Origin of the sequence: Actinoplanes octamycinicus (assembly GCF_014205225.1) — a bacterium.
Taxonomy (GTDB): Bacteria; Actinomycetota; Actinomycetes; order Mycobacteriales; family Micromonosporaceae; genus Actinoplanes; species Actinoplanes octamycinicus.
Map to the genome: position 1 here is coordinate 7,308,802 of NZ_JACHNB010000001.1, position 12,731 is coordinate 7,321,532.

At 71.4% G+C, this 12,731-nt stretch carries 13 protein-coding genes; 2 read left to right on the forward strand and 11 right to left on the reverse strand.

Annotation, left to right across the window (positions count from 1 at the left end):
- The first annotated feature begins 3 nt into the window (after positions 1 to 3).
- Positions 4 to 849, forward strand: coding sequence for a class II fructose-bisphosphate aldolase (locus tag BJY16_RS32795; protein ID WP_185043432.1), 846 nt, complete (start codon positions 4 to 6; stop codon positions 847 to 849).
- Between the two features lie 98 nt (positions 850 to 947).
- On the opposite strand, the gene BJY16_RS32800 is transcribed toward BJY16_RS32795, so the two are convergent.
- From BJY16_RS32800 to BJY16_RS32810, 3 genes are all read right to left on the reverse strand, one after another.
- Positions 948 to 1,334, reverse strand: coding sequence for a VOC family protein (locus BJY16_RS32800; RefSeq protein ID WP_185043433.1), 387 nt, complete (start codon positions 1,332 to 1,334; stop codon positions 948 to 950).
- Positions 1,335 to 1,352: 18 nt separating this feature from the next.
- Positions 1,353 to 2,507 (reverse strand): epoxide hydrolase family protein, encoded by a 1,155-nt coding sequence (locus BJY16_RS32805; RefSeq protein ID WP_185043434.1) that lies wholly within the window; start codon positions 2,505 to 2,507, stop codon positions 1,353 to 1,355.
- 169 nt (positions 2,508 to 2,676) lie between these two features.
- Positions 2,677 to 3,072: a response regulator gene (locus BJY16_RS32810; protein WP_185043435.1), complete on the reverse strand. Its 396-nt coding sequence runs from the start codon at positions 3,070 to 3,072 to the stop codon at positions 2,677 to 2,679.
- 122 nt (positions 3,073 to 3,194) lie between these two features.
- On the opposite strand from BJY16_RS32810, the gene BJY16_RS32815 reads away from it, so the two are divergent.
- On the forward strand, positions 3,195 to 4,838 hold the full coding sequence (locus BJY16_RS32815) for a sensor histidine kinase (protein ID WP_239177823.1): 1,644 nt from the start codon (positions 3,195 to 3,197) through the stop codon (positions 4,836 to 4,838).
- On the opposite strand, the gene BJY16_RS32820 is transcribed toward BJY16_RS32815, so the two are convergent.
- From BJY16_RS32820 to BJY16_RS32855, 8 genes are all read right to left on the reverse strand, one after another.
- Positions 4,835 to 5,929, reverse strand: a complete 1,095-nt coding sequence (locus BJY16_RS32820) for a sensor histidine kinase (RefSeq protein WP_185043436.1) — start codon at positions 5,927 to 5,929, stop codon at positions 4,835 to 4,837. The two genes, BJY16_RS32815 and BJY16_RS32820, sit on opposite strands and share 4 nt — an antisense overlap.
- Before the next feature lie 54 nt (positions 5,930 to 5,983).
- Positions 5,984 to 7,414 carry an ATPase domain-containing protein gene (locus BJY16_RS32825; protein WP_203759166.1) on the reverse strand — a complete coding sequence of 477 codons (1,431 nt, stop codon included), beginning with the start codon at positions 7,412 to 7,414 and terminating at the stop codon, positions 5,984 to 5,986.
- Between the two features lie 112 nt (positions 7,415 to 7,526).
- Complete coding sequence (locus BJY16_RS32830; RefSeq protein WP_185043437.1) at positions 7,527 to 8,246, reverse strand: polyamine aminopropyltransferase; 720 nt, start codon at positions 8,244 to 8,246, stop codon at positions 7,527 to 7,529.
- Between the two features lie 20 nt (positions 8,247 to 8,266).
- Positions 8,267 to 9,655 (reverse strand): alpha/beta hydrolase family protein, encoded by a 1,389-nt coding sequence (locus BJY16_RS32835; protein WP_185043438.1) that lies wholly within the window; start codon positions 9,653 to 9,655, stop codon positions 8,267 to 8,269.
- A 36-nt stretch (positions 9,656 to 9,691) separates the two neighbouring features.
- The gene (locus tag BJY16_RS32840; protein WP_185043439.1) at positions 9,692 to 10,651 is read right to left on the reverse strand and encodes a DUF1152 domain-containing protein; all 960 of its coding nucleotides are present in this window, start codon (positions 10,649 to 10,651) and stop codon (positions 9,692 to 9,694) included.
- Between the two features lie 49 nt (positions 10,652 to 10,700).
- Positions 10,701 to 11,180, reverse strand: a complete 480-nt coding sequence (locus tag BJY16_RS32845; protein ID WP_185043440.1) for a cupin domain-containing protein — start codon at positions 11,178 to 11,180, stop codon at positions 10,701 to 10,703.
- Complete coding sequence (locus BJY16_RS32850; protein WP_185043441.1) at positions 11,177 to 12,142, reverse strand: SDR family oxidoreductase; 966 nt, start codon at positions 12,140 to 12,142, stop codon at positions 11,177 to 11,179. Before BJY16_RS32850 ends, BJY16_RS32845 begins: the two co-directional genes overlap by 4 nt.
- Before the next feature lie 167 nt (positions 12,143 to 12,309).
- Positions 12,310 to 12,696, reverse strand: a complete 387-nt coding sequence (locus BJY16_RS32855) for a nuclear transport factor 2 family protein (RefSeq protein WP_185043442.1) — start codon at positions 12,694 to 12,696, stop codon at positions 12,310 to 12,312.
- Positions 12,697 to 12,731 lie beyond the last annotated feature (35 nt).

Genomic DNA, 12,731 nt, shown 5'->3' on the forward strand with positions numbered 1-12,731 from the left:
CACGTGCTGACGCCGACCGGAGACCTTGTCGCCACCGCCCGGGAGCGTGGTGGCGCGGTCTGCGCCTTCAACGTGATCACCGTGGAGCACGCCGAGGCGATCGTGACCGGGGCCGAGGACGCCGGCTGCCCGGTGATCCTGCAGATCAGCGAGAACGCGGTGCGTTTCCACCACGGGCGGCTCGCCCCGATCGCCGCCGCCGCGCGGGCCGTGGCGATGTCCGCCGGCGTGCCGGTCGCCCTGCACCTCGATCACGTCGTCTCGGCGGAGCTGCTGGAGCAGGCCGCGCCGAACGGGTTCGGCTCGGTGATGGTCGACGCGTCGCACCGGCCGTACCGGGAAAATGTGGCAGCGACCGCGAGCGCCGCAGCGGCCTGTCACGCGGCGGGCCTGTGGGTGGAGAGCGAGCTGGGCGAGGTCGGCGGCAAGGACGGCGCGCACGCGCCGGGGGTCCGGACCGACCCGGCGGAGGCCGCCGCCTTCGTGGCGGCGACCGGGATCGACGCGCTGGCGGTGGCGGTCGGCTCGTCGCACGCCATGCTGGACCGGACGGCGCGGCTGGACCAGGAGCTGATCGTGCGGTTGCGGCGGGCGGTGCCGGTGCCGCTGGTGCTGCACGGCTCATCAGGTGTGCCGGACGACGAGCTGACCGCCGCGGTGCACGGCGGCATGGTGAAGGTCAACATAGGGACGGCGCTGAACACCGCGTTCACCGGCGCCGTGCGGGCCACCCTGGACGACCGGCCGGAGCTGATCGACCCGCGGCGTTATCTGATCCCGGCGCGGACCGCGATGGCGGAAACTGTCACCGCGGCGCTGCGGCTGCTCGCCTGCCCGGCCCGGGTTTGACGGTCAGGAGTGCTCGCCGCGATCGTTGCGGAACGCGGCGAGCACCGTTTCCCTGTACCGTTCGCTCGCTTCGCCGTGCCTGGCGAAGCCCCCGATCGTCAGGCGTTGCGCTCGGCGTCGGAGCGCTCGACGCAGAACTCGTTGCCCTCCGGGTCGGCGAGCGTGACCCAGCCGGTGCCGTCGGTCCGCCGGTGGTCGCCCACCAGGGTGGCGCCGAGCTCGAGCAGGCGGGTGACCTCCTCGTCGCGGGTGCGGTCGGTGGGCTTGAGGTCCACGTGCACCCGGTTCTTCACCGTCTTGGTGTCGGGCACCTGGACGAAGAGCATCCGGGGACCGGTGCCGGCCGGCGGGATCACCGAGGCCTCCGGGTCGCCCGGCTGGTCGTCGTCGCTCACCGGGTTGCCGGTGACGGCGCTCCAGAACTGCGCCAGGTAGTACGGGTCACCGAGAGTGTCGACGGTGATGTGGTTGACCACTGAACTCAACGTTTCCCCCAGGTCGGGCTATGCGACATCGGGAAGCCTATCGAAGAACGTCCGGAGGTCGGCGACCAGCAGCTCGGGCGCCTCCATGGCGAGGAAGTGCCCGGCCGTGTCCAGCTCGGTCCAGTGCACGATGTGGTGGTCCCGCTCGGCCCACGGCCGGATCGCGTTGTCGTGGCGGGACACCAGGACGCCGGTCGGCACGGTGCCCCGCTCCCCGCCGGGTGAGAGGACGGAGAACTCCTCGTAGTAGACCTGGGCCGCGGAGACGGCGGTCCCGGTCAGCCAGTAGATCGACACGTCGGTGAGGATGCGGTCCCGGTCGATGCCCGCCTCCGGCAGCGCCTCCTCCGGATAGGTCTCCTCCTTGAACTTCTCCACGATCCAGGCGAGCTGACCGGCCGGGGAGTCGGTCAGGGCGTACCCGACGGTCTGCGGACGTTTGCTGTTGCACCGCAGGTAGCCGTCGTTGCCGTTCTGCATGCGCTGCCAGCGTCGATGGTCGGCCTCGCCGAGGCTGTCGAACTCGCCGTCGGCTCCGGCCGGCAGGGTGACCATCGCGGTGACGTGGACACCGCGGACCCGCTGCGGGTCGCGCCGGCCCACCTTCGGGGCGATCCACCCGCCCCAGTCGTAGCCGTGGACGCCGTAGCGGTCGTATCCGAGCCGGGCCATCAGCGTCGCGAAGATCCCGGCCATCCGGTCCGCGGTCATCCCCGGCCCGGCCAGCGGGGTGGAGAACCCGAAGCCCGGCAGCGACGGGATCACCAGGTGGAAGGCGCCGGCCGGATCGCCGCCGTGGCCGCGGGGGTCGGTCAGCGGCCCGATGACGTCGAGGTAGTCGACCACCGAGCCGGGCCAGCCGTGCAGCAGGAGCAGCGGCGTGGCGCCCGGCTCGGGCGACGGCACGTGCAGGAAGTGCAGGTTCTGCCCGTCGATGGTGGTCAGGTGCTGCGGGTACCGGTTGAGCGCCGTCTCCTGGGCCCGCCAGTCGAAACCGGTGCGCCAGTAGTCGGCGACCTCCCGCAGGTATCCGACCGGGACGCCGCGGCTCCAGCCGACCCCGGGCAGCTCGTCCGGCCACCGGGTGGCGGCCAGACGGGCCGACAGGTCGTCGAGCTGGGACTGCGGGATGTCGATACGGAACGGGCGGAGGGCCGGGTGGCTGTCGGTCATGCCGCCACGCTAGGGAGCGGTCAGGACAGTTCCGGTCCTAATTACCGGCACGTTCTCGCCGGTGGTCCAGCCCTGGTGGTGCGGGCGCCAAATCCCCCGCGATCGCGACGCGCAGACCCACCGGGCCGCCTCAGTGACCTCCACGCCGCGGGCGGCGGCCTCGCGACGCTCAGGGGCAGATCGTCGGTTCCTGGCCCTCGACGTGGCCGGCCTGCAGGACCTTCTCCACGCACGAGGTCAGCTCACGAGCGAGGAAGGGCTTACGAAGAACCGCGGTGGCCTGCGCGACCGCCTCGGTGTCACCGGGCATCAAGCTGCCGCTGATGAAGATCACCGGCAGTCCGCGGGTCTCGGCGTGCTCTCTGATCCGGGCACAGAGGTCGGTGCCGGACATGATGGGCATGTCGATGTCGCTGACCACGATATCGGGACGAACCCGCTGGATCGCCTCCCACGCGGCGGCCCCGTCGGCGGCCACGACCACCTCGTGTCCGGCACGGGTCAGCAACCGCTGCGTGACAGCGAGAATGTCACGCTCGTCGTCAGCCAGGACGATCGTCGCCATGCACTCCCCCGATTGCCGTGCGCCACCTTTCCGACTACCCACCGGGCGACGGGCTACTCTCCCGGTCGGCCACCTGCCGCGTTCCGGGCACGCGGGGTGGCCGCCGAGACGACACTGACAGGATGGACTTCCGTCCCGCACCCGAGCACGGCGTCCTGATCGACGAACCGGTCCCGGCGGGGACCCCGGCGCCAACCATGGAGATGACGCCGGGCGGCATGTCGCGCACGGCCGCGGACCGGCTCGCCGCGCTGACCGAGGGCGGGGCACGGGCGGCCGGCGCGATGATCCACCTCGCCGAGGGTCGCAACATGCGGCTGATCGGTGGCCACAACCTGCCGCCGGGCTTCGAGCCGATGCAGCGGGTGCCGATGACCTCGACCCTGGCCGGACTGCTGCTGCGGACCGGCTTCCCGCTGGTGATCAGCGACGTGGAGGCCGACGACCGGGTGCCGGCCGACGCGCCGGCGCGGGCCGTGGGCATCCGCGCGTACGCCGGATTCCCGGTACGCGATCCGGCCGGTGCGATCGTCGGCGTCTGTGCCGTCATGGACTACCGGCCCCGGCACTGGCAGCCCGACGAATTGGCCGCTGTCGACAACGGCGCCCAGGCCTGCACCGCCTTCGTCGCCGAACAACGCGCCCGGGAGGCCGAACACCAGCAGCGTCGCTACCTGGACACGATGCTGGACAGCCTGGACACCGGCGTGGTCGCGTGCGCCGCCGACGGCCGCCTCGTCCTGGTCAACCGCTCCCTGCGCGAACGCCTCGCCATGCCGGCGGAGATCACCGACCTGGACACCTGGGCCTCCTGGCTGCCGATCACCACACCCGACGGCAAACCGGTCGACCGCTCTCACATGCCACTACGGCGGGCCCTGCACGGCACCGACATCCGCGGCACCGAATTCGCCCTGCACACCCCCGACGGCCGGCGTCTGATGCGCGTCAACGCCCACCCGATCACCGACCACCGCGGCAGCCGGCTCGGCGCGGTGGCCGTCTTCCACGACATCACCGAGGCGCGCCAGGCCGAACACCTCCAGGACATGCTCAGCCGCGCGAAGGACGAATACCTCAATCTCGTCGGGCACGAGCTGCGCACTCCGCTCACGATCATCGTCTCGTACCTGGAATTGATGGGCGACGCCGAACCGGACGCCCCGGCCGCCGACCTGCTCCCCATGGTCGAGGCGGCTCGGCGCGGCAGCGAACGGCTACGCCGGCTGGTCGACGCGCTGCTGGACCTCTCCGCCCTGGATGCCGGCCAAGCCAAGCTGCGTGTCGCCGACATCGACCTGGTCACCGTCGTCTCCGGGGCCACCTGCGCCGCCGAGGAACACGCGCAGGACAAGAACATCGCGCTCACCCAGACCACGCCGGCCCGCCTGCCCATGCGAGGCGACCCACGCCGGCTCACCCAGCTGGTCACCGCGCTGCTGGACAACGCGATCATCTACACCCCGCGCGGCGGCACGGTCAGCGTGACCGTCTCCGGTACCGAGACGACCGCCACGATCGAGGTGACCGACACCGGCCTCGGTATTCCGGACCACGAGCGCCCCCACGTCTTCGACCGCTTCTATCGGGGAGCCGTCGCCACCGAACTGGCCATTCCCGGCACCGGTCTGGGACTGGCCGTCGCGAGGCTGATCGCCGACCGCCACCACGGCACCATCACGGCCGGTCCGTCCGGCGCCCGCCCCGGCACCACGATGCGCGTGGAGCTGCCCCGCGACCTGCCCGCCGGCGGCAATGCCGGCTAGCCGGACCGGAGATCGCCAGGACCGGCCGGCTGAGCATCGCCGTCGGCCATGGCGCGGGGCAGCGTGAGGGTGAAGGTGCTTCCGTGCCCGGGACGCGACGAGACGGCGATGTCCCCCTGCATGCGCTGGGCGAGCAGGCGCGCGTAGTGCAGCCCCAGACCGGTGCCGGTGGCGGTCGAACCGGGGAGGCGCTGGAAGGGCTCGAAGATCTGCTCCAGCTCGTCGGCGGCGATGCCCGGCCCGGTATCGCGCACATCGAGCTCGATGTGCGCCGGTCCGGCGCGCACGACGACCTCGATCGCGCCGTGGTCACGATTGTATTTGACCGCGTTGGACAGCAGATTGACCAGGATCCGGTGGACATGGACCGGGTCGGCCCGCACCCACGCCGGCGCGTCGGTGACGGCCCGCAGCGCGACGCCGAGGTGACGTTGCTCGGCCAGCGGGCAGACGGTCACGATGGCGCCCCGGACCGTTTCGGCCAGGTCGATGACGGTGGTCCGGTCGGGCACATGACCGGCTTCCGCGCGGCTCTTGTCGAGAAGCTCATTGACCAGGTCGAGCATCCGGTTGCCGCCGTTGATGAGGCGGTCCAGCAGCTCGCCCTGCTCCGGCTCGAGACCCTCGTCCTGCAGCAGTTCGGCATAGGCCAGCACCGACTGCAGCGGGGTGCGCAGTTCGTGACTGATGTGCGCGACGTGCTCCCGCATCAGGCGGCGTTCGTCGTCCACCTGCCGATGTCTGCCCGCCAGGCTGGTGATGCGGTCGAGCAGCTCCTGCTGGGGCACCGGAACGGTGACGATCTCGTCCGCCGCCTCCAGTACCCGCGCCGGGAGAGCGGGCCGGTCGCAGGCCCGGGTGAGCACCATGATGGCCGGTTGACCGGCGGAACCGTCGTCGGCGGGCAACGGTCCGGCGCCGGGCCGCAGAGCCGCGTCCAGCGCCCGGGGCTCCGCGAGCAGGACATCGACCGGGGCGTCGGCGATCGCGGCGGCCGACACGATCTCGACGTCCAGGTCGTGATGGGTGAGGGCCGCCTCGATGAGTTCCCGGTTGCGTCCGGCAGGCAGCAGCAGTCCGATGCGGCTCACCGATCCTCCTCGCTGACATCACCGCCAGAACGGCGACCGGCGGTGCGAACGGTGCTATTCGAGCAGGGTCGGCGTGCCCTGCAGGATGCCGCGCATGTTGGTCAGCGCGGCGCCCACCTTGACGCCGTACCGGGTGATCTCGAATTCCCGCATGGTTTTCTCGAAGTCGCTCATCCGTTTCTTCAGCACGCCCATGACCTTGCGCAGTTCGCCGCGGATCTCGATGTACCGGAGATAGACGATGTTGTCGGCGAGATAGCTGATCTCGTTGTCGGTCGCGCGGAAGTCTCCGGTGATATTGGTCGTCTCGTTGATCAGTATCGTGGTGACGCCCATGTTGCGCAGGTATTTGGCCAAGGCGTGCAGATATGTCTGCGGATCGTCCTCACGCATGCACATCCCGAAGCCCGAGATGCTGTCGATCATGACGATTCGGGCATCGGCCTGCTCGACCTCGTCGCGCACCATGTGGCCGAACTGGTCGGCGGTGTAGCGCAGCGGCTCGATCTGCACCAGGGACAGGGCGCCCGTCGCGATCATCTTCGCGATCGGGATGTTCACCAGGTGGGAGCGGTGCGCGAGCGCCTCGGCACCCTCCTCGAAACTGTAGATCACCGAGCGTTCGCCGCGCCCCGCAGCCTCCTTCATGAACTGCAGGCCCAGCGTCGTCTTTCCCACTCCGCTCGGCCCCGACAAGATGGTGACGGTGCCGCGCTCGATGCCGCCCGCCATCAGTTCGTCGATCTCGGGAACTCCCGAGGAGATCGTTTCGGCGACGAACGGCTTGCCGTGGTCCTGCGGCATCAAGCGCGGATAGACGTGCATGCCGTCCGCGTCGATGCTCAGTGTGTGGCCACCTCCGGCGAATTCCGATCCACGGAACTTCGACACCATGATGGTCCGCAGTCCGGAACGATTGTCCATGTGGATCACGCCGTCGGACATGAACTGCAGATCCGCGTCGCCGTTGGCGTCCTGGCTCTCCGACACGAACAGGACCGTCGCACCGGACGAGACCAGGAACCGCAACAGCGACAGCGCCTGGCGGCGGAAATGGGTCTGGTCCAGGGACAGGTACCGCAGCTGGGTCATCACGTCGAGGAACACCCTGCTGGGCTGCGCCTGCCGGACGGCTTCGATGATCGCCTGCGTGGTCGGCTCGAGTTCCACCTCAGCCGGGTGGAAGATGTCGTAGGACTGCCCCTCCGCGAACAGCGTGCCCGAGGGGGCGAGATCGAGGAAGGTGACGCCGGCCAGGTCCAGGCCGATCGACGCCGCGTTGGCCCGCACCTCGTCCTCAGGCTCACCCTGGTTAATGAACAACGTCGCTTCACCAGCCACTACGCCCTGGGTGAGGAAGTGCAGGCCCACCGTCGTCTTGCCGGTACCCGGCCCGCCCCGCACCAGGTACGCCCGCTGCTTCAGCAAGCCACCGTGGAGAATCTCGTCCAATCCCCCGATTCCGGTATGCAACCGGTCACCCACCAGCGACTCCCCACAAAAGTCTGATCCCGCCCCCACCATGGCACAACGCCGGGAGCGGCGCGGGCAGATCGCGGATCGCCGGGTCGAGGCTGATGCCGCCGCTGCCCGCTGCTCAGCCGGCGGTGGTCGCCACGTAGACGGTGTTGGCGGAGCGGCCGCCGGTCAGCGGGTTGGCGAAGCTGACCACGTGCGCGTCGGCCGTGGCGAAACACTCGCGCAGCACCGTCAGGAAGGGCTCGTCCGGGGCGTCGTCGGACCACAGGCCGAACACCCCGCCCGGACGCAGGCGGTCGCCGAGACGGCGCAGACCGGCCGGCGTGTAGAGGTCGGCGTGCGTGGGGTCCAGGACGTTGACCGGCGAGTGGTCGATGTCGACCAGGACGGCGTCGAAGCGGCGCCCCGGATCCGCCGGGTCGAAGCCGGCGCCGTCGCGCAGCAGCGCGAAGAAGTCGCCGTGCAGCATCGTGGCGCGCGGGTCGGTGGTGAGACCGTGCGCGTCCGGCAGCAGCTCACGGCGGTGCCAGTCGATCACCGGGGCCAGCGCCTCGACCACGGTCAGCGAGCGGACCCGGTCGTCGGCCAGCGCCGCGAGGGCGGTGTAGCCGAGGCCGAGACCACCGACCACCACGTCGCAGGGCCGGTCCGGCAGGGCGGCCAGGCCCAGCCGGGACAGCTCCTCCTCGGCGACGGTGAACAGGCTCGACATCAGGTACTCGTCGCCGAGCTTGACCTCGTACACCTCGGTCCTGGTGGTCGGCTCCAGGCGCCGGCGCAGGCTGATCTCGCCGATGTGGGTGGGTGCCCAGCCGAGCTCGGCGAAGTGCGGACGCATGGATGTCCTTCCGGGGGCGCCTACTTGAGGCCGGTCGCGGGTGGGTTCACCCGCAGGTCACCGTAGCGCGCCAGGGCCGCCGGAACGTCGACCGACAGGCCGCGCAGCGTCGCGTCGAGGAAGGCGGCACAGGTCGCGGCCGACATCCGCACACTTTCGGTACGGCCGAGCGAACCCACCAGCGCCGGAACCGGCGGCAGGTAGAGCGGAGCGTCGGTGAAGCTGAGATGGGCGCTGTCCCGCACCGTGAGCCGGTAACTGGTCGCGGCTCCGCGCTCCAGGATCCCGGACAGCAGCGCGAGATATTCGGTGTCGGCCTTGCTCTCGATCGGGTGCGTGAGGGCGAGCACCGGCTGACGCAGCGGACCCTGGTCCGGGTCCGGCCCACCGTCGAGGTTGATCACGGCGGTGAACCGCGGATCCCGCCCGGCGGCGCGCATCGCGGCCGCCCCGCCGACGGAGTGACCGGTCGCCGCCACCCGCCCGGTGTCGAGCCGCCCGGCCAGCGGCCCGGTGAGCTCGCCCAGCCGGGTGAGCACGAAGCTGAGGTCGGCGGCCCGCACGTCGACCCAGCCCGCCCGCCGCCGGTCGTCCTCGGCCGCGTTCCCGCTGGCGGCGACCCGGGTCCGGACGGTGCTGCCGTCGGCCAGCACGACCGCGGCCGAGTCGTACGGATGGTCGACACCGGCCACTACGTAACCGCGACTGGCCAGGTCCTCGGCCCAGGCGGTGTTCTGGGTGCGCACGCCGCCGAGCCCGGGCGAGAACAGGACGACCGGGAAGCGGCCGGCGGCCGGCGCCGCGTCGAACGCCGCGTGGCTGCGCGAGCGCACCGCCCCGTCCAGCAGGAAGGCCGGCGCTCCCAGGTAGCCGGCCTCCGCCGCGGCCACGATGTCCGCCTCCTGCCGGGTGCGGCCGAGGTACTGCGCCCGCTGGGTGCCGGAGGGGATCGGCTGCGCCGGATACCAGAGCTGCGCCACCACGACGCGCCCGTCCCGGCCGGCATCGGTCCACTGCTGCACGGTGGTGCCGACCGCGGACGGCCCGGACGGCTGCGGGAACTCCGGCACCGGCAGCGCCCAGGCCGCACCCACGCCCACCGCGATCAGCGCGAGGCACAGCACCGACCCGGGCAGGGCCAGCCACCAGCGGGCCCGCCACTCGCCCCGCCCGGCACGGCGGCGCAGCAGCCAGGCCACCCCGGCTCCGACCCCGACGAGCAGGTCGGCCGCCAGCACCGGCAGCAGGTACCAGCGCATCCCCGGCAGGCTCAGGGCGGCCCCGACCGCGACCACTGCGGCCGCGGCGAGAGCAACCCGGCGGCGCGCACCCGACGGCAGCCACCGGCTCCCCACCAGAACGATCGAACCCAGCACGACGACGATGTCCATCACGCCAAGATCGTTCATCGCCCGTCCTGAGAGTCCGCTGAGGAGAGACCCGCCTCAGTGCGGGAAGGCGGTCGGCGGCCGGACGGTGATCTCCTGCCGGAAGGCGGCGATCCGGGCCGCCACCTGCACCATGTCGTCGGTCTGCTCGATCCGGTCGAGGTAGAGACAGCGGGCGGCGAGCGTCGCCAGGTCGACGGTGAAGTAGGCGGCCATCAGCGGGTTGACGAAGAGCGTGCTGCCGGCGGTCCGGCTGGTGAACTGGACGTCGCCGAAGGCTCCCGTGGTCGCCGCGGCGATCTGGCCCTGCACGATGCTGGGCCGGATCGGGGTGGCCCGGTGCGCGTCCGCCACCGCGTCGCGGTACAGCACCGCCTCCCGGCTCGCCCCGGGCAGGGACAACACGCCGAGGTAGCCGCCGTCCCGGTCGAGCGCGGCGAGGTTCTCCAGGACCTGGCTGTGCACCACCCCGTGGTAGGCGTCGATGCCGAAGCCCAGGCAGGTCACCAGCTTCACCGGCACGTCCAGGCCGGCGACCGCGGCCAGGCTGGTGAGGTCCTCCTCGGGGGTGCCGAGGCCGGTCTCGTCGCCGCGCATCAGGATGTCGGTCCCGCCGTCGACCAGCACGATCGCGTCGACCCCGAGCCGGTCGGCCAGGTGCTGGTAGGCGGCCCGCAACGGTCGCACGCCGGTCCGGGCGAAGGCGTACACCGCCGCAGGCAGACCGTGGCCGGCCAGCCAGCGGGCCAGGGTGCGCTCCGGGAAGTACTCCTCCGGCCCGTGGGTGGCCGGGCCGATCAGGGCCACGTCAGGCGCCAGCCACGCGTCCAGGTCCAGCGTCTCCATCGGGGTGAAGGACAGGTTCGCCAGGTGCGCCGGAACGCCGCGGTCCCACAGCGCGACGGCCAGCGGCAGCGCGGCGTAGACGTCGAAGCCGCCGCCGGCCCCGGCGAGCAGCACGCTGCGGGCCCCGTCCAGGGCGGCGAACAGCGGCGGCACAGCGAGGGAGAAGGTCACCCTCCGATGATCCGTCAGCGGCGCTCAGGCCCGGGCTGCCGCCGGCACCTCACACCCAGAGGTTGTCGTGCTTGAGGTAGAACTCGGTGCGCTCGTCGTCGGTCATCTCGTCGAGGTGGGCCAGGCCCTCGAAGTAGCCCTCGCGCGGGGCGCCCGGGGAGAAGTGCAGCAGCATCGAGGCGGGCTCGCCGGACTTGTTCTTGAAGGCGTGGATGCCGCCCGGCGGGACGTGCACCCAGTCGCCGGGCTCGGCGGTGATCCATCGACTGCCGTCATAGATGTTCATGACGCCGGTGAGAATGTAGAACGACTCGGCCAGGGAGCGGTGGAAATGCGGCTCGGGGCCGGTCACGCCGGGTCCGCACTCCCAGCGGTAAAGGCCGAAGAGTCCGCCGGTCGACTCGCCGGTGGACAGATAGTGGATTCTGGTGCCGTTCGGATAGACGAGTTCGGGCTTGCTGTCAGCGGGCCGATGGGTCGCCGAGACCTCGCCCGTCTCCCCGTGATACAGCGGCGGCGGATACGTCATGATCCGAACCTATCGCTCTCCGCCGCGAAATCCATGGCATGATCGCGAGCCCATTCCGCGAAGGTCCGCGCCGGCCGCCCGGTCACGTCCCGAGCCGTCGGCATCCCCTGCCCCGCAGCGGACCCTGGGCCGGGCGCGGGAGCAGCCGGCGCAGGATCGGACCCCGGCGCGGGATCGGACCCCGGCGCGGGATCGGACCCCGGCGCGGAGTCGGACGCCGGCGGCGAGTCGGGTGACCCGGCCGAGTAGGGCTGGAAGCCGGTCAGGAAGTTGGCGGAGGCGGCCGCGAACCCGCCCTGCGCCAGGTACAACTCCCGGGCCCGGGCCGGAGTCACCGCTTCGAACCGGATCTCCTCGCCGATCGCCGCGGCGATCGCCCGCACCTGCTCACGGCGGCTGAGCACCGCCGGGCCGTAGATCGTGTACGCCCGCCCCGAGTGCCCGGCACCGAGCAGCGCGGCGACCGCCACCTCGGCCACGTCCCGCTCGTGCACCGGCCGCCCGGTCCGCTCCGGGAACGGCTCGTAGACCGCCCGTTCGGCCCGGATCGTCGGACCCCACAGCCACAGGTCGTTCAGCATGAACTCGGCCGGCCGCAGATGCGTCCACTCCGTCCCGGACGCCTCGACGGCCCGTTCCACCGGCAGGTGGAAGTCGGTGTCGTACCCGGTGGTCACCGCCCCGGAGGAGAGCGTCACGATCCGGCGGACCCCGGCACGCTCGGCGAGACGGACGACTTCGGCAGCGGTCCGCGGGCACGGGAACAGGTACATCCGGTCGACGGATCGCAGGGCCGGGAGCAGAGAATCCGGGTCGGCGAGGTCACCCCGGACCATTTCCACCCCGGCCGGACCGCCGCCCGGTCGCCGGCTGAGCACGCGCACTTCCACATCGACCCGCGCCAAACGCTCGACGACCAGCCTGCCGACATTTCCGGTTCCCCCGGTGACCAGAATTCGCATTCCCTCTGCCTATCGCCCCACCGCCCCCGGAGCAAACGCGAACACGACGTTCACCTATCCATGGTCACCTGCCAAAACGCACTATTTCCCGATCCGGAAAATCCTGAATGTGAATGCTGCCGCGAAGGGAAGCCGGCGCGCGGTCAGGCCGCGGCGAGACCGCGCGGTCAGGCAGCGGCCGGTGAGACGTCGCGGGTGAGCTGGTCGGCCCGGCGCAGGCGGCCGTCGGCGGCCAGCTCACCGAACATGCAGATCTCCGTGGTGATCACCCGGCCGCGCCGCATCACCGCCGTCATCGTGTACCGAGCGGCCACCCGCCCCGGCGTCACCAGCGCGTCGTGCACCTCCACGTGCACCTCGGCGGCGTTGCGCCGGGCGGCCCGGACGTGCGCGAGCAGCCGCTCCCGGTCCAGCGGCAGGCCGTCGTTGCGGAGCACGAAGTCGCCGGTGTGGTAGCGGTCGAAGACGGCGGCCGGGTCGTCGTCGCCGAAGGTCAACTCATCGGGATAGCGGATCAGGTAACCGGTCAGGTCGGTCCCGGGTGTGGAGTGCACAGCGCCACCGCCTTATCTCTGACACCTGTGTCTAA

Excerpts from the sequence above, each read along its gene's own strand:
- BJY16_RS32805 (WP_185043434.1), bottom strand. The coding sequence starts at position 2,507 with ATGACCGACAGCCACCCGGCCCTCCGCCCGTTCCGTATCGACATCCCG.
- BJY16_RS32810 (WP_185043435.1), bottom strand. The coding sequence starts at position 3,072 with ATGGCGACGATCGTCCTGGCTGACGACGAGCGTGACATTCTCGCTGTC.
- BJY16_RS32815 (WP_239177823.1), top strand. The coding sequence starts at position 3,195 with ATGGACTTCCGTCCCGCACCCGAGCACGGCGTCCTGATCGACGAACCG.
- BJY16_RS32830 (WP_185043437.1), bottom strand. The coding sequence starts at position 8,246 with ATGCGTCCGCACTTCGCCGAGCTCGGCTGGGCACCCACCCACATCGGC.
- BJY16_RS32835 (WP_185043438.1), bottom strand. The coding sequence starts at position 9,655 with ATGAACGATCTTGGCGTGATGGACATCGTCGTCGTGCTGGGTTCGATC.
- BJY16_RS32845 (WP_185043440.1), bottom strand. The coding sequence starts at position 11,180 with ATGACGTATCCGCCGCCGCTGTATCACGGGGAGACGGGCGAGGTCTCG.
- BJY16_RS32850 (WP_185043441.1), bottom strand. The coding sequence starts at position 12,142 with ATGCGAATTCTGGTCACCGGGGGAACCGGAAATGTCGGCAGGCTGGTC.